Annotated in this window: 13 protein-coding genes and 1 riboswitch; of the genes, 5 read left to right on the forward strand and 8 right to left on the reverse strand. The window is 65.7% G+C overall.

Features of this window, described 5'->3' with window-relative positions; translation table 11 throughout:
- The first annotated feature begins 95 nt into the window (after positions 1-95).
- Positions 96-1,481, forward strand: coding sequence for an MFS transporter (locus IVB41_RS09040; RefSeq protein ID WP_247429909.1), 1,386 nt, complete (start codon positions 96-98; stop codon positions 1,479-1,481).
- Positions 1,482-1,620: 139 nt separating this feature from the next.
- Here IVB41_RS09040 and purH read toward each other — a convergent pair whose 3' ends face one another.
- From purH to IVB41_RS09055, 3 genes are all read right to left on the reverse strand, one after another.
- On the reverse strand, positions 1,621-3,213 hold the full coding sequence (gene purH / locus IVB41_RS09045; RefSeq protein WP_247429930.1) for a bifunctional phosphoribosylaminoimidazolecarboxamide formyltransferase/IMP cyclohydrolase: 1,593 nt from the start codon (positions 3,211-3,213) through the stop codon (positions 1,621-1,623).
- Between the two features lie 25 nt (positions 3,214-3,238).
- A riboswitch (ZMP/ZTP riboswitch) is annotated at positions 3,239-3,320 on the reverse strand.
- Between the two features lie 59 nt (positions 3,321-3,379).
- Complete coding sequence (locus tag IVB41_RS09050; protein ID WP_247285459.1) at positions 3,380-5,098, reverse strand: heparinase II/III family protein; 1,719 nt, start codon at positions 5,096-5,098, stop codon at positions 3,380-3,382.
- Between the two features lie 156 nt (positions 5,099-5,254).
- Positions 5,255-6,601, reverse strand: a complete 1,347-nt coding sequence (locus tag IVB41_RS09055) for an RsmB/NOP family class I SAM-dependent RNA methyltransferase (RefSeq protein ID WP_247429933.1) — start codon at positions 6,599-6,601, stop codon at positions 5,255-5,257.
- 187 nt (positions 6,602-6,788) lie between these two features.
- Here IVB41_RS09055 and IVB41_RS09060 point away from each other — a divergent pair, with 187 nt between their 5' ends.
- Both IVB41_RS09060 and IVB41_RS09065 read left to right on the forward strand, forming a co-directional pair.
- Positions 6,789-6,998, forward strand: coding sequence for a DUF1674 domain-containing protein (locus IVB41_RS09060; protein ID WP_027566297.1), 210 nt, complete (start codon positions 6,789-6,791; stop codon positions 6,996-6,998).
- A 57-nt stretch (positions 6,999-7,055) separates the two neighbouring features.
- The gene (locus IVB41_RS09065; protein ID WP_027566298.1) at positions 7,056-7,646 is read left to right on the forward strand and encodes a thermonuclease family protein; all 591 of its coding nucleotides are present in this window, start codon (positions 7,056-7,058) and stop codon (positions 7,644-7,646) included.
- Between the two features lie 55 nt (positions 7,647-7,701).
- Here IVB41_RS09065 and IVB41_RS09070 read toward each other — a convergent pair whose 3' ends face one another.
- Together IVB41_RS09070 and acs are read right to left on the reverse strand one after the other, a co-directional pair.
- Positions 7,702-8,217, reverse strand: a complete 516-nt coding sequence (locus IVB41_RS09070; protein ID WP_027566299.1) for a L,D-transpeptidase — start codon at positions 8,215-8,217, stop codon at positions 7,702-7,704.
- Between the two features lie 452 nt (positions 8,218-8,669).
- Positions 8,670-10,616, reverse strand: a complete 1,947-nt coding sequence (gene acs / locus IVB41_RS09075) for an acetate--CoA ligase (protein ID WP_247429951.1) — start codon at positions 10,614-10,616, stop codon at positions 8,670-8,672.
- Positions 10,617-11,014: 398 nt separating this feature from the next.
- On the opposite strand from acs, the gene IVB41_RS09080 reads away from it, so the two are divergent.
- Positions 11,015-12,184, forward strand: coding sequence for a DNA topoisomerase IB (locus tag IVB41_RS09080; RefSeq protein WP_027514897.1), 1,170 nt, complete (start codon positions 11,015-11,017; stop codon positions 12,182-12,184).
- A 10-nt stretch (positions 12,185-12,194) separates the two neighbouring features.
- Here IVB41_RS09080 and IVB41_RS09085 read toward each other — a convergent pair whose 3' ends face one another.
- The gene (locus tag IVB41_RS09085; protein ID WP_247357322.1) at positions 12,195-12,650 is read right to left on the reverse strand and encodes an SRPBCC domain-containing protein; all 456 of its coding nucleotides are present in this window, start codon (positions 12,648-12,650) and stop codon (positions 12,195-12,197) included.
- Positions 12,651-12,751: 101 nt separating this feature from the next.
- Between IVB41_RS09085 and IVB41_RS09090 the strand changes: the two genes are divergently transcribed.
- On the forward strand, positions 12,752-13,846 hold the full coding sequence (locus IVB41_RS09090; RefSeq protein WP_247430200.1) for an adenylate/guanylate cyclase domain-containing protein: 1,095 nt from the start codon (positions 12,752-12,754) through the stop codon (positions 13,844-13,846).
- Between the two features lie 81 nt (positions 13,847-13,927).
- On the opposite strand, the gene IVB41_RS09095 is transcribed toward IVB41_RS09090, so the two are convergent.
- Positions 13,928-14,341: an EVE domain-containing protein gene (locus IVB41_RS09095; RefSeq protein ID WP_247284989.1), complete on the reverse strand. Its 414-nt coding sequence runs from the start codon at positions 14,339-14,341 to the stop codon at positions 13,928-13,930.
- Positions 14,342-14,343: 2 nt separating this feature from the next.
- On the reverse strand, positions 14,344-15,324 hold the full coding sequence (locus tag IVB41_RS09100) for an NAD(P)H-dependent glycerol-3-phosphate dehydrogenase (protein WP_247429954.1): 981 nt from the start codon (positions 15,322-15,324) through the stop codon (positions 14,344-14,346).

Consider the following 15,324-nt stretch of genomic DNA (forward strand, 5'->3'; position numbering starts at 1 on the left):
CTTCCGCAATGGCCATGGGCAGTTCACATGCAGCGCGGCAATGCTATACGGTTTGCCCCGACAGAGGCAAAACTGTTCGTGATGAGGATTATGGAGTGACGACGATCGCCCCGGATGCGCGCATCGCCGGCGCGCAGCGGACCTATCCGCCGCGCGGCGCCGTGGTCAGCTGGATCTTCTTCGACTGGGCCGCGCAGCCTTATTTCACCCTGATCACGACCTTCGTGTTCGCGCCCTATTTCGCCACCGGCATTGCGCCGAATCCCGCCACCGGGCAATCGCTGTGGGGCTTTGCGATGGCTGCCGCGGGCCTCGCGATCGCGCTGATGTCGCCGGTGTTGGGGGCTATCGCCGATGCTTCGGGCCGCAGGAAGCCATGGATCGCCGGATTCGGTGCAGTGCTGGTGCTGGCATCCTGCACGCTGTGGATCGGCAAGCCCGGCGATCCCTCGATCATTCCGCCACTGCTCACCGCGGTCGCGCTCGCCAGCGTCGGCGCGGAATTCGCCACTCTCTTCAACAATGCGATGATGCCGACGCTGGTGCCGCCGGAGCGGATCGGCCGGCTCTCCGGCACCGGCTGGGCGACGGGTTATGTCGGCGGCATCGTCAGCCTGATCATCGTGCTCGGCCTGCTCGCAGCCAATCCCGAGACCGGCCGCACGCTGCTCGGTCTCACGCCTCTGTTCGGGCTCGATCCCGTCAGCCATCAGGGCGACCGCGCCGCCGGACCGTTGACCGGGCTTTGGTTCATCATTTTCGTGACGCCGATGTTCCTGTTCACACCCGACTATCCGGCGAAGCGCCCGGTGCGCGAGGCGCTGCACGAAGGCCTGTCGGAGCTGAAGCAATCGATCAAGGGGCTGCCGCAGCAGAAATCGCTTGCCGCGTTTCTGCTCGCCAACATGATCTACACCGACGGTCTGGTGTCGCTGTTTGCCTTCGGCGGCATCTATGCGGCTGGCACGTTCGGCTGGCACACGATCCAGATCGGCACGTTCGGGATCATGCTCGCGATCGCCGGCGCGTTTGGCGCCTGGTTTGGCGGCAAGCTGGACGATCGCTTCGGGCCGAAGCGCGTGATCGCCGGCAGCATGCTGATCCTGCTGCTGGCGCTGGCGGCGATCCTGCTGGTCGACAAGGATTCGATCTTCTTCATCAAGGTCGCGCCGCCCGCGCCCGGCGGTGCATTGTTCGCCGCTGCGGCTGAGCGCGCTTATCTGGTGCTGGGCTGCTTGATCGGTGCAGCCGGCGGCCCGCTGCAAGCCGCCTCACGCACGCTCCTGGTCCGTCTCGCACCGAAGGACCGCATCGCGCAGTATTTCGGTCTGTTCGCACTGACGGGGAAAGTGACGTCCTTCATCGGCCCGCTGCTGATCGGCGTGATCACCGCGGTGACGGCGAGCCAGAAGGCCGGCATGGCCGTGCTGGTGGTGTTCTTCGTCGCGGGGCTGGCGCTGTTGATGCGGGTGCGGGAATAGCCACGCTACCGCGATTCATTCCCGTCATTGCGAGGCGCGAAGCGACGAAGCAATCCAGGTTTTCTCCGCGGAAAGGTTCTGGATTGCTTCGCTGCGCTCGCAATGACGAATTCGATCGAATGGCCCGTACGCCAATCCATCAGTGCCTGAAGTGCCGCGTGCCCGTGAACACCATGGCAATGCCGTGCTCGTCGGCGGCCTTTATGACCTCGTCGTCGCGCATGGAGCCGCCGGGCTGCACCACGGCGGTGGCGCCGGCCTCGATGCAGGCGAGCATGCCGTCGGCGAACGGGAAGAACGCATCCGACGCCACCACCGAGCCCTTGGTGAGCGGTTCGGCGAGCTTCAGCTCGGCGGCCGCATCCTGAGCCTTGCGTGCCGCGATCCGCGCTGAATCGACCCGGCTCATCTGGCCGGCGCCGATGCCGACGGTGGCGAGATCCTTGGCGTAGATGATGGTGTTGGACTTGACGTGTTTTGCGACACGGAAAGCAAACTTCAGGTCGTGCATCTCGGCATCCGTTGGCGCACGCCTGGTCACGACCTTGAAGGTCATGTCGTCGACCACGGCGTTGTCGCGGCTCTGCACGAGGAGACCGCCCGCCACCGTCTTGGCGGTGAGGCCCGGCGCGCGCGGATCGGGCAGGCTGCCGGCGAGCAGCAGGCGCAGGTTCTTGCGCGCACCGATGATGGCGACCGCTTCCTCGCTTGCGTCCGGCGCGATGATCACCTCGGTGAAGATTTTCGTGATCTCGCGCGCGGTGTCGGCATCGAGTGCCCGGTTCATCGCGATGATGCCGCCGAACGCCGAGGTGGAATCGCAGGCCAGCGCCTTGCGATAGGCACTGACCAGGTCGGAGCCCTCCGCGACGCCGCAGGGATTGGCATGCTTGACGATGACGCAGGCCGCGGTGCGCTTGGCGTCGAACTCGCCGATGCATTCATAGGCTGCATCGGTGTCGTTGATGTTGTTGTAGGAGAGCTCCTTGCCCTGGAGCTGCCGCGCGGTCGAGACGCCCGGCCGCTTGTCGGGGGTCGCATAGAACGCCGCGGTCTGGTGCGGATTCTCGCCATAGCGCAGCGACTGGATCAGCCGGCCGCCGAAGGCGCGGAAATCGGGCGCGTCGATCTCGAGCTGGCGGTTGAACCAGTTCGAGATCGCGGCGTCATAGGCGGCAGTGCGCGCGTAAGCCTTGGCGGCAAGGCGCCGCCGCAACTTCAGCGTGGTCGCACCTTTGTTGGCGGCGAGCTCGTCGAGCACGGCCTGATAGTCCTGCGCCTCGACCACGACGGCGACGTCGTCATGATTCTTCGCAGCGGCGCGGATCATCGCGGGGCCGCCGATATCGATGTTCTCGATGCAATCCTCGAAGCCCGCGCCTTTGTCGACGGTCGCCTCGAACGGATAGAGATTGACGACGAGGAGATCGATCGGCGCGATGCCATGCGCCGTCATCGCGTCCGCATGGTCCTTGTTGTCGCGGATCGCGAGCAGGCCGCCATGCACCTTCGGATGCAGCGTCTTGACCCGGCCATCCATCATTTCCGGGAAGCCGGTCAGTTCGGAGACGTCCTTCACCTTGAGGCCGGCCGCGGCGATCGCCTTCGCGGTGCCGCCGGTCGAGACCAGCTCGACGTCGTGCGCGGCAAGCGCCTTCGCGAATTCGATCAGGCCAGTCTTGTCGGAAACGGAGAGAAGGGCGCGGGTGACGCGGCGGGGATGGTCAGTCATGAGCAAGATCCTCTGTCTGAAGGAGTGTCTATGCCCAGGCGCGCGGCTTCTCAGTCCCGCGCTTCCCGATGGTGCTCCATCCAAGGTCGCCAGTCGCGCGAGCGAGGGCTCGATAGCAGTTTTCGGTCGCTTTCACAACGTTCAGATCGGGCCGAATCACATGCGTCTACAGCGGAAGTTCCGGCTCCCGCCGCGCATTTCTGCGGGCATTCGTGATCGCCGGCGAGGCGGTGGAGCGGACAAAACTCCAGCGGATCGAGGGCGCCTGCCGCGCATCCTGACGGATCACGATCTGCGCGGTGCGGCGCGGGCCGTCATTGCCGGCCAGGGATACGCTGTCCTCCAGCTCGACCTTGTCGTCGAGCGCCTCGAATGTCCAGACGTCGCGGTTCGGCAGCACCAGCATGACGCCGCGGGCGTCGGACAGCCGGCTCGCCTTCACCGCCGGGTGCAGATGGAATCGCAGCGCGAAATCGGCATCCGGACCCTTGAAGCGTCCGCCTTGCGGCGGCGACAGCGTGTCCTCGCCGTCGATGCGTGCGCCGTCATTGGCGATCATCAGCACGCGGCGGTGGATCGCGCCGAATTTTGTGAGGTAGCCGTCATGCGACGTCGTGAGCAGCGTGCCGTTCTGCACGATTTCGCGATAGCTCTCGACTTCGACGGGGCCGCTGGTGACCGGAGCACCGTGCAACAGCCGCTTCATCGCCGACATCTCCACGAACTGGCATGACGAGGTGTCGTGATAGGTCAGCGTCGAATGCGCCGCCGTGCCGCGTGCGAACGGCCGCCAATTGTCGCGGCCCGTGGTCGGCATGCCGCAATTGGTGACGATGCGGCTGATGCCGGAGGATAGTTCGAACGACAGGCAGCCGGCATGGGCGTCGTGACTGACGCCGGCCGCCGGCGGCGGGCCGGTGTCGATGATCAAAGTGGTCTGGCCGGCATCAAGGCGCTGGAAACCGGTATGCGGCATGTTCGACATCGGCGCGCCGTGGGTGTCGTCATAGGCAAGCAGCGTCGCGAGCAGGTCCGAGGGCGTCGCGCTCATGCCGTTGAACAGCGCGAAATTGCCGTCGCCGTGGCGGAAGAAGCGGAGCATCGGCATCATGCGGTCGATCGCATTGAGCAGCGCGGGCGGCGGCGCGATGTTGCGCGCGGCAAAGGTCTGCCGCAGCGGCAACAGGTCGATCAACAGCTCGATCAGCGCGCCGGGGTTGCGCGAGACATGCCCGCCGTCGGGCAGGATCTGCCGCTGCAATTCATCCGAGAGCTTTTTCGAGGTGCTGCGGATGTGACTTGCCTGGTTGGCGAGGCACAGCGCCGCATAGCACAGCGCGATCAGCACTTGGAGCTTCGGCACACCGTCGGGAATGTTGACCATGGTGTAGCGCAGCAAGCGGATCTCGCGTGCCAGCGCGCGCAGATAGCGACGGTAGAATTTGTTATCGGTATCATTGAGCACCAGCGGCGCCTGCGACAGCAGGGAGATCACGCGTCGCGCCAGCACGTCGGCGCGTCGCGCGACGGGACGGCGCTTGCTGGCCGGGTTGCCGATCCAGTCCTCGATCAGCGAGCGCGCATTCGCGCGCGTCAGCGCGGTGTCGGCGGCGCGCAAATGGCGCAGCCAGCCGAAGCCGAGCAGCGCAACCTCCCAATCCTCCGACGGCGGCTCGAGATCGAAGATCGAGCGGCCGTGGCAATTGACGATCTTGCCGGCGAAGACGAAGCGGCCGGCATAGATCTCGGCGGCGCGGGTCGCATCCGCGGTGCGCAGATCATGCGGCGCGATGATTAACCGGTCGGCGCGGCCGGGCCAGACCCGCGACAGGGCGACGGAACCGCCGCTCGCGCGCGCGAGCATGTTCCGCGCGAAGCGGTTCATCACCAGCGTCGAGATACGTCTGCGTTGAGCGACCGACACGCCTTGCCTTGATGGGGGAGAGGATTCCGACGAATCCTTATTAATCCCAAAATCGGACGGCCGACACCACCTTGAACGACGCGAATCAGCGCCGTGGTTGCAAAATCCAGTGCAAAATCAGGATTTAACGAGCCGGGCCGCGAAAAATCCGTCGAGCCCGCCGAGCTTGGGATCAGCGTTTGGCAGATGGCTGGGCAGAGTGCGCAGATCGCCCTCGGCGGTGACGATCTCGCTGAGTCCCGACACCTCGGACGCATCGATCGGAACCCGGCGAAGCCCAGGCTCTGCGGCCAGCAGCGCGGCGACCGCATGCTCGCCCTCTTCGGGTTCCAGCGAGCAGGTACAGTAGACCAGCGTTCCGCCGGGCTTGAGCAGCGAGACCGATTTTTGCAGCAGCCGCCGCTGGAGCGCGGTCATTGCGGCGATGTCGGATTCCTGCCGAAGCCAGGATACGTCGGGATGGCGGCGGATCGTCCCGGTCGATGTGCAAGGCGCATCAATGAGGATGCCGTCGAAGCCATCGGCAGGGCCGGACCATTCCGCGGCGTCGGCGACGACGGTCTCGGCCTGGAGCGACAACCGCGTCAGATTCTCGCGTAGGCGCGCCACCCGGGCCGGCGAGCGGTCGATGGCCGTGACATGCGCGCCGGCCTGCGCCAGTTGCGCGGTCTTGCCGCCGGGAGCGGCGCAGAGATCGGCGATGGATTTGCCCTTGATGTCGCCGAACAGCCGGGCCGGCAGCGCAGCGGCGGCGTCCTGCACCCACCATTGTCCTTCGGCGAAGCCGGGAAGCATGGTCACTGCGCCGTGCAGCACCGTACGCACCGATCCGGTCGGCAGGACTTCGCCATGGAGGCGGCTCGCCCATTGCGCGGCGTCCGACTTCACAGTCAGATCCAGCGAAGGATCGTGGCTGAGCGCGAGCGCCATGTCTCTTGCGACTGTTTCGCCGTAGTGCGTGCTCCAGCGCGCGACCATCCAGGGCGGCAGGTCCAGCGATTGTGCGGCAACCTCGTCCACCAGCGCTTTGCCCTCGCGGGCGCAACGGCGCAGCACGGCGTTGACGAGGCCGGCATAGCGCGCGGCGCGCCGGTCGGATTGCACGAGGCGAACGGAGAGATCGACGGCCGCGTGATCGGGCACGTCCATCCAGAGGATCTGGGCGGCGCCGATCAACAGCGCGCTCTGCGCGCGCGGCGCGTCGGAGGGAATGCCCTTGTCGAGTAGGCGGGACAGCACATGGCCGAGCGTGCCGAGCCGGCGCAGCACGGTGGCGACCAGGCGGCGCATCAGCGCGCGGTCGCGGTCGGGGAGCGTCTTCAGTCCGGGATGGGCGCCGCTGCCGTCGAGCTGCTCGTCAAGCGTGCGGTGCTTTTGCAGCACGCCGTCGACGATGTCGGCGGCAATCCGCCGCGCCGCGAGACCGGGCACTTCGGATGGAGGAGCGAAACGTTGAGAAGGCATGCGGAAACAAGGTTCTGAGCGAGCGGCAGTTCGCCGTAATGGGCGCATGCCTTGAGGAGGTGATCTCTGGCACGCGAATATGCCAAATGTAAGAATCGCTTCCGGGTTTTTCAGCCCTTTCAGAGCCATTTCAGGAATGCGTTATTGGGCGTCGCGTCGCGGGCCGCCCCGCGCTAGAAAGCCGACGATGAGTGACCAGCCTTCCGTTCCCGACCGCAAGCAGCTCACGCCGGCCGCCCAGCGTGCGCTGGCCGAGGCCGAAGCGCGCCGGCAGGCTGCGGCAGTCCGAGCCAAAAACGACGCCCAGGCGGCGCCAAAGGAGTTGCAGGGGCCAAAAGGACCCGAGCCGACCCGCTATGGCGATTGGGAGCGCAAGGGCATCGCTTCCGACTTCTGAAGCTTGTCTTTTGAGGCTCGCTTGCCGGATTGCCCGACTCAGCCCTAGCGTGCGCGGATGTCGCGTTTCGATCCAAGCCACCCATATCGGCCTTCATACAGCGGCTCGCCGTTCGGTCGCCGTTTCTCGGGGCTGTTGCCGTGGATGTTCGTGGTCGGTGTTGTCGCGGCGATTGTGCTCACCTTCCGCGACGGAACGAACTGGCTTGTCCCGCACGTAGACGACGGTCGCACCGGCGATGCCGAGATCGTGCTCCGGCAGGCCGGCCATCCCGATCGTCGCGAGCCGGTCGACGTCATCCGGACTATCGACGGCGACACCTTCCTGGCGCGCGTGCATCAACGCGATGGCCGCGACCTCGTCGCGCGCGTTCGCCTGCGCGGCATCGATGCACCTGAGATGAAAGCCTCCTGCCAGGAAGAACTCGACAAGGCTGAAGCCGCCGCCGCCGCGCTCCGCGACCTGCTCGGCCAGGGTGGCGTGACGATCACCAATCTCGGACCTGACAAATACGGACGCGTTCTTGCCGACGTCGCGACCAGTCGAACCGACAACGTTTCGGCGGCGTTGCTCGCCGGCGGTTACGCGCGGAGCTACAATGGCGGCCATCGCGACGGCTGGTGCGCGCGGAGCTGGCGCTTCTGGTGACGAAAAAGCCGCGTCGAAAGACGCGGCTCTTGCCGTCTCGCCCTGATGCCGGCGATCAGCGCGTCACGACCACCGTCGTGCCGACCGAGACGCGGCTGTAGAGATCCGTGATGTCGTCGTTGAGCATGCGGATGCAGCCATAGGAGACGAAGCCGCCGATCGAGCCCGGCACGTTGGTTCCGTGGATGGCATATTCACCGCCGGACAGCGTCATCGCCGCGACGCCCATCGGGTTGCGCGGCGAGCCGCCCGGGATGACGTCCGGGATGCTCGGCTTGTCGCGCTTCACTTCGGCAGGCGGCGCCCAGGCCGGATTGCGGTACTTGCCGTCGATGCGGGTGGTGCCGGCCCACTGCTTGCCGGACTTGCCGACGCCGACCGGGTAGCGCACGGCGTGGCCGTTATCGAGGACGAGATAGAGCCGACGCTCGTTGGTTTTGACCACGATGGTGCCCGGCGAATAGTCAGCCAGGTGCGTCCCCACCATTTCCGGCCGTGCCTGCGCCGCCGTCGACATCAAGACCCCAGCCCCGACGGTGGCGGCCAGCGCCACAGCAATCCTCATCGACATCGATTTTCCCCTTGCCCCGAACGGACCGTCCAAAATTACGCAAAACCGGCAATCGCCGGCCCGCCAAGTCCTTGTTACAGGTCCTTGTCAGGGAACATTCTTAACCGCGCCTGTTAACCGGATGGTTTCCACGCACGGCCGCCAAGGGCCGGCCAGCAGGGGGAACAAAGGAAATGTTCGAAACAAAGTAAATGACCTGAAAACAACACTCAGCCGGAAAGATGCCCGGGCGCCGGGTCGCGGCCTGACAAGTGCGTGAGGATGTGAACGGCGGTTGATGCCGGAGACGCTAACGCGGCGATGCGGTCTCGTGTCCCGGACGCGGCGCAGCGCGAAGAGGTGCGACGCAGAGCCAGGATCCAGGACGCCACAGAGTCTGCTGTTGCGTGGGCCGCGGCTCAGCAGCGCACCGCTAAAGAGCGCTGCGCTGCGTCCGGGGGCACGAGACTGCCTTACGCCGACTTCTTGTTCTGCCGGTTCTTGACGAGGTCGTCGACCACGCCGGGATCGGCCAAGGTCGAGGTGTCGCCCAGGCTGCCCGGCTCGTCCTCGGCGATCTTGCGCAGGATGCGGCGCATGATCTTGCCGGAGCGGGTCTTGGGCAGGCCGGGCGAGAATTGGATCTGGTCGGGCGCAGCGATCGGGCCGATCTCCTTGCGCACCCAGGTGACGAGCTCCTTGCGCAGATCCTCGGTTGGCTCGATGCCGGCCATCAGGGTCACATAGGCGTAAATGCCCTGACCCTTGATGTCGTGCGGGTAACCGACCACGGCGGCTTCCGAGACCTTCTCATGCGCCACCAGCGCGCTTTCGACTTCGGCGGTACCCATGCGGTGGCCGGAGACGTTGATGACGTCGTCGACGCGGCCGGTGATCCAGTAATAACCGTCCGCATCGCGCCGGCAGCCGTCGCCCGTGAAGTACTTGCCCTTGTACGTCGAGAAATAAGTCTGCTCGAAGCGGGCGTGGTCGCCATAAACCGTGCGCATCTGGCCCGGCCATGACCGCGTCAGGCACAGATTGCCTGATGTCTCGCCGTCCAGCACGTTGCCGTCGGCGTCGACGATCTCAGGCACCACGCCGAAGAACGGCTGCGTCGCCGAGCCTGGCTTGAGCTTGGTGGCGCCGGGTAGCGGCGTGATCAAAATGCCGCCGGTCTCGGTCTGCCACCAGGTGTCGACGATCGGGCAACGGTCGTCGCCGACGACGCGGTGATACCACTCCCACGCTTCCGGATTGATCGGCTCGCCGACAGAGCCGAGCAGGCGCAAGCTGGCGCGCGAGGTCTTCTTCACGGGCGCGTCGCCGCTCTGCATCAGCGCGCGGATCGCGGTCGGCGCGGTGTAGAAGATGTTGACCTTGTGCTTGTCGATGACGTTCCAGAACCGCGAATTATCCGGGTAATTCGGCACGCCTTCGAACATCAGCGTGGTCGCGCCGTTGGCGAGCGGTCCGTAGAGAATGTAGCTGTGGCCGGTGACCCAGCCGACGTCGGCGGTGCACCAGTAGATGTCGCCGTCGTGATAGTCGAAGACGTATTGATGCGTCATCGCGGCGAACACGAGATAGCCGGCGGATGTGTGCAGCACGCCCTTGGGTTGGCCTGTCGAGCCCGAGGTGTAGAGGATGAACAGCGGATCCTCGGCGTGCATGTGCTCGACCGGGCATTCCGTCGTCACCATTTTGGCGGCGTCGTGGTACCAGAGGTCGCGCGAGGGATTCATTTCGACCGCGCCGCCGGTGCGCTTGACCACGACGACCCAGTCGACGCCGTCTGCCTTGGCGAGCGCCGCGTCGACATTGGCCTTCAGCGGCACCTTCTTGCCGCCGCGCAGGCCCTCATCCGCGGTGATGATCACCTTGGACTGGCAGTCGTTGATGCGCTGGGCGAGACTGTCGGGCGAGAAGCCGGCGAACACCACGGAGTGAATCGCGCCGATCCGCGCGCAGGCCAGCATTGCGTAGGCCGCCTCCGGAATCATCGGCAGGTAGATGGTGACACGGTCGCCCTTCTTGACGTTCCGGGTGCGCAGGATGTTGGCCATCCGGCAGACCTCGTCGTGCAGCTCCTTGTAGGTGATGTGCCGGGATTGTGAGGGATCGTCGCCTTCCCAGATGATCGCGGTCTGGTTGGCGCGGCTGTGGAGATGCCGGTCGATGCAATTATGGGCGACGTTGAGGATGCCGTCCTCGAACCATTTGATCGAGATGTTGCCGGGCGCGAAGGAGACGTTCTCGATTTTGGTCGGAGCGTGCATCCAGTCGATGCGCTTGGCCTGCTCCGCCCAGAAACCGTTCGGGTCCGAGATCGAGCGGGCGTACATGTCCTTGTACTTGGCCTGGTCGATCCAGGCGCGCTTCGCCCATTCCGCGGGGACGTCGTAGATCTTCTCGGACATGTTTCCCTCCACATACGGCAAGCCGAGCACAGACCACGGGCGAGCCGACTTGATCGTTGAACCGATTATGCGTCGGGCTAACCGGACCCGACAAGGTGCACAAGCTGGACCTTCGGCGAGCAGCCGGCCATGCGGAGGATCAAGCCGCTTCGTGCGACTGTCGCAGTTTTGAAACAGGGCGACGGGGGCTTTCGGGTCTTTACCGAGATCCTCGGAATGGGCCGGCGCAGAGCGCCATGCTCCCGGCAGCGGTATTTAGAAACCGCCCTCACTGATTCGGGACTCGCAATGCGGTTCGGAACACCCTAAATGGCCAACCCGGGCCCAACGAGACCCCTTGGAACAAAAATCAGAACAGCGGCATTGACCGATAAGAGACAGGGCTAAGGCATAAGACTATGATGGATCAGCAGAATCTCGGGACTTTGCGGCCCGCTTCAGCCGATCCTGCAGCCATTGCGCTGGCCAAAGCCCTCGGACAATGGCCGAAACCGGCCGGTTCCGGCCGTCCCAGCCCGAAAAAAGCGTTCGACACGGCGCCTGCGGCGACGGTCGAGGCCCTCGCCAAGGAACTGGGCCTGCGGCTCGGCGACCAGAACGAGTTGACCATTCGTCGCATCAGGCGCGGCAAGGGCTATTCCTTCGTGCGGCCCAACGGCGTCCACATCCGCGATGCCCGCACCATTCGGCGGCTGCATTCGATGGCAGTGCCGCCGGCGTATCGCGAGGTGCGCTACTCGGCCGATCCGAGCACGCATCTCCAGGCGGTGGGACGCGATGCCGCGGGCCGGCTGCAATATCGCTATCACGCCGATTGGGAGAAGGTCCGCGAGCAACGCAAGGCGCATCGCCTGGAGAAGCTCGTCGGCGCGCTGCCCAAGATCCGGCGCAAGGTCTCGGCGTTCCTGTCGGGCGACGAGCCGACCCGCGAGTTCGCGCTCTCCGCCGTCATCGAACTGATTGCGCGCACCGCGATCCGCCCCGGCAACGAATCCTATGCCCGTCTCAACGGCACCCGCGGCGCCACCACGCTCCTGAAGTCCAACGTCTCGCTGGAAGACGACAGCTTCGTGCTGACCTTCAAGGCGAAGGGCGGCAAGGCGGTGCGCAAGGAGTGCGACGCGGCCAAGCTCGTGCGTGCCATCGGGATTTTGCAGGGCGTTCCCGGCAAGCGCATGTTCCAGTATCGCGATCCCTACGGCATCGTGCGCGCGGTCAGCACCACGCAGGTGAACGCGTTTCTGCGCGAGATCGCCGGCATCAAGATCTCGCTGAAGGATTTCCGCACGCTGATGGCCTCTGCCGTCGTCGTGGAATCGCTGTCGCGGATCACGCCGGCGACCAGCCAGCGCGGCCGCAAGAAGCAGGTGCTGGAGGCGATCCGCGGCGCGGCCGATCAGCTCTCCAACACGCCGGCGATCTGCCGCAAGAGCTATGTTCACGACACCATCGTCACCGCGTTCGAGGACGGCATCCTCGAACGCTTCGCCGCGACCATGAAGGGCCAGCGCTCGCAGGCCAGGCGCGAGCAACTTTTGCAGCAGGTGGTGGCGACCGCGGCGGTCTGACCTGGCGTCGTTACGCCTTGGTGGGAACGCCGTTGTCGGGACCGGGATTGCTTCCCGCGGCTGCGGTCGTGAGTCGTCCCAGATAATGCGCCCATCCCGTCGCGTGTGCGGCAGCCTGTTCCTCGGTCGGCAGCCCGCTATGGGTCATGCGCAGCAATGTGCCGCCGTCGTGTTCGATCAGGTCGATCTCGATCAGGCTCGAGCCGGGCGGCACTTCCTGGCCGCCCTCCCATCCAAACGTGTAGGCGAGACGATGCACCGGCACGACTTCGCGGAACGCGCCGCGGGCAACGCCGCCGCGGGGGCCGATGCCTTTGAGTAGATACAGCCCGCCGGGATGTGGCTCCGTGGTCGCGTCGGAACCCATCCAGCTCAAAATCTTCTCGGGGTCGGTCAGGTAAGCGAAAACGGTGGCGCGTGGGGCGGCGATCTGGGTCTCGCGTCGCACTATGAACGGTTCGGTCATCGGCGATCATCCCTGGGCTGACACTGGGACATGGCGGCGCTCGAGCGGCCCGTCAAGGATTGCCCGTGACAAAGACCGCCTGCGTTCGTCATGATCGGGCCATGCACCTCTCGCCGACGCTCGCCTGGCTTGTCGATGCCGCTGCCGATAGCACCGGAGCCGACCGCCTGCTCGCGGATCTCGGTGCACAACTGGTCGCTGACGGCGTGCCGCTTGCGGCAGGCAGCCTGACGCTCGAGGTGCCACATCCGCTGATCGCGAAGCGGACATGGTTGTGGCGCGCGGAGAACGGCCGGGTGATCGAGGCGCTCGGCTTCGCACCAGGCGGCCTCGCGCCCGACCCGCCCAACGATGCCGGCCGCCGCTGGCTGCGTGACATCGCGGGCGGTGAGGTGCACGAAGATTTGGTCGGACGGCCCGACGGGCCGTTGCTCGGTTGGATTGGGCCGCGTACGTTCACCGCGGACGAGACTGAGCAATTGCGCCAGGCCGCGCGCTTTGCCGCGACACCTCTTGCGGTGCTTGCCGCGCGTGCAACCTTGCGCGCGACGCTGGATGCATATCTTGGCAAGCGCAGCGCGGAGCGGGTGCTGGCGGCACCCCTTCGGCGCGATCTCGGCGAGACCATTCAGGCCGCGCTGCTCTATGCCGATCTGCGCAACTTCACGCTCCTGTCGGAAACCACGCCGCCTGCCGGCGTGATCGCGGCTCTCGATGCCTGGTTCGATCGCATCGCCGGCGCGGTTCACGCTTTCGGCGGCGAGGTGCTGAAATTCATCGGCGACGGCGTGCTCGCGATCTTTCCAGTGGTCGGGGCCTCACCGCGCCACGCATGCGATGCGGCTCTGCGCGCCGCGAGCGCAGCCGAAGCCGGAATGACGTATCTCAACGCGGAGCGCCGTGCCCAAAATCTGCCGCCGCTCGCGTTCGGCGCGGCGCTGCATCTTGGCGAGATGCTATGGGGCAATATCGGCGCGGCCAATCGGCTCGACTTCACGGCGATCGGCCCCGCCGTCAATCTCGCCAGCCGGCTCGAGGGATTGTGCAAGCCGCTCGGCAGAAACGTGCTGGTGTCGGGCGCGCTCGCCGCGGAGACGGAGATGCCTCTTGTTGCGCTCGGATCGCATTTGCTGCGCGGCATTGCCGCGCCATGCAAGGTGTTTGCGCTGCCGGAGAAACAAACCCGGATATCGTAGCCCGCATGAGCGTAGCGCCATGCGGGATCGCAGCAGGAGTCCCGGATATCGCTTCGCTCATCCGGGCTACAGCACCTAAGCCTACATCCCGCCCATCTTGCAGACGAGCTTCCATTCCTCCGCTGTCACCGGCTGCACCGACAGGCGCGAATATTTCACCAGCGCCATGTCGGCGAGCTTCTTCTCGGCCTTGATCGCGGCCATCGTCACCGGACTCTTCAACGGTTTGTCGGCCTTGATGTCGACGCAGACGAATTTTTCGGTCTTGTCGGTCGGATCTGGATAGGCTTCCTTGACGATCTCCGCGATGCCGACGACTTCCTTGCCCTCGTTGGAATGATAGAAGAACGCCTTGTCGCCCTTCTTCATGGCGACGAGATTCTGACGCGCGGTGTAATTGCGCACGCCGGTCCAGGCTTCGCCCTTGGCGCCTTTCGCCACCTGCTGGTCCCAGGACCACACCGATGGCTCGGATTTCACCAGCCAGTACGCCATGTTCATTCCTCTGCCTTGAAAGGTCGCGTCATGAGCCCCGAGATCGCGGCGTCGATCGTGCTTCTGCCGGTCAGAATCGATGCGACGGCTTCCGATACCGGCATTTCGATGTTTTGCGAAGCCGCGAGTTCGATCAGTACCGGCGCGGTGAATTCGCCTTCGGCAAGCTTGCCGGCGGGCGGCTGCTCGCTGCGGCCAAGCGCCAGGCCGAGCGCGAAATTGCGCGATTGTGGGCTCGAGCAGGTCAGGATCAGATCGCCGAGGCCAGACAAGCCCGTGAGTGTTTCGCTGCGTGCGCCGAGCGCGCGGCCGAGGCGTGTCAGCTCGGCAAAGGCGCGGGTGGTGAGTGCGGCCTGGGCGGAAGCGCCGAGCTTGCGCCCGACCGCGATGCCGACCGCGATCGCGAGCACGTTCTTGGCGGCGCCGCCGATCTCGACGCCGCGGACATCGGTGGAGTGATAGGGCCGGAACGTCGGCGAGCCCAGCGCCTGCACCAGATGGTTGGCCAGCGTTTCTTCCCTCGCCGCCAGCGTGACCGCGGTCGGCAGGCCACGCGCGACATCGTCGGCAAAGCTCGGGCCCGACAGGATCGCCGGCTGCGCGTGAGGCGCGGCCTCGACGATCACGTCGGTCATGAATTTATGGGTGCCGTGCTCGATGCCCTTGGCGCAGGCAATGATCGGCACCGGTCTAGCCAGATGCGAGGCGAGCATGTTGACAGCACCGCGCAGATGCTGCGCGGGCACTGCGATCAGCAGCATATCCGCGCGCGCGGCGAGCGCCAGGTCGCTCGTGACGATGATCTCCGGAGCAAGCCGCACGCCGGGCAGTCGCGGATTGTCGCGGCTCGATGCGATCCGCGTCGCGTGCTCGGGATTGCGCGCCCACAGCGTCACGTTCCGTCCGGCCCGCGCCGCCACCATCGCCAGCGCCGTGCCCCAGGCGCCCGCGCCGATCACCGCGACAGATCGGAACGCAGTCAT

The organism is Bradyrhizobium sp. 44, assembly GCF_023073095.1.
GTDB lineage: Bacteria > Pseudomonadota > Alphaproteobacteria > Rhizobiales > Xanthobacteraceae > Bradyrhizobium.

Coding starts and splice junctions, on each gene's coding strand:
- IVB41_RS09090 (WP_247430200.1), top strand. CDS start 12,752: ATGCACCTCTCGCCGACGCTCGCCTGGCTTGTCGATGCCGCTGCCGAT.
- IVB41_RS09095 (WP_247284989.1), bottom strand. CDS start 14,341: ATGGCGTACTGGCTGGTGAAATCCGAGCCATCGGTGTGGTCCTGGGAC.
- IVB41_RS09100 (WP_247429954.1), bottom strand. CDS start 15,324: ATGACTGCGTTCCGATCTGTCGCGGTGATCGGCGCGGGCGCCTGGGGC.
- IVB41_RS09085 (WP_247357322.1), bottom strand. CDS start 12,650: ATGACCGAACCGTTCATAGTGCGACGCGAGACCCAGATCGCCGCCCCA.
- IVB41_RS09055 (WP_247429933.1), bottom strand. CDS start 6,601: ATGCCTTCTCAACGTTTCGCTCCTCCATCCGAAGTGCCCGGTCTCGCG.
- acs (WP_247429951.1), bottom strand. CDS start 10,616: ATGTCCGAGAAGATCTACGACGTCCCCGCGGAATGGGCGAAGCGCGCC.
- purH (WP_247429930.1), bottom strand. CDS start 3,213: ATGACTGACCATCCCCGCCGCGTCACCCGCGCCCTTCTCTCCGTTTCC.
- IVB41_RS09050 (WP_247285459.1), bottom strand. CDS start 5,098: ATGAACCGCTTCGCGCGGAACATGCTCGCGCGCGCGAGCGGCGGTTCC.
- IVB41_RS09080 (WP_027514897.1), top strand. CDS start 11,015: ATGATGGATCAGCAGAATCTCGGGACTTTGCGGCCCGCTTCAGCCGAT.
- IVB41_RS09060 (WP_027566297.1), top strand. CDS start 6,789: ATGAGTGACCAGCCTTCCGTTCCCGACCGCAAGCAGCTCACGCCGGCC.
- IVB41_RS09070 (WP_027566299.1), bottom strand. CDS start 8,217: ATGTCGATGAGGATTGCTGTGGCGCTGGCCGCCACCGTCGGGGCTGGG.
- IVB41_RS09065 (WP_027566298.1), top strand. CDS start 7,056: ATGTCGCGTTTCGATCCAAGCCACCCATATCGGCCTTCATACAGCGGC.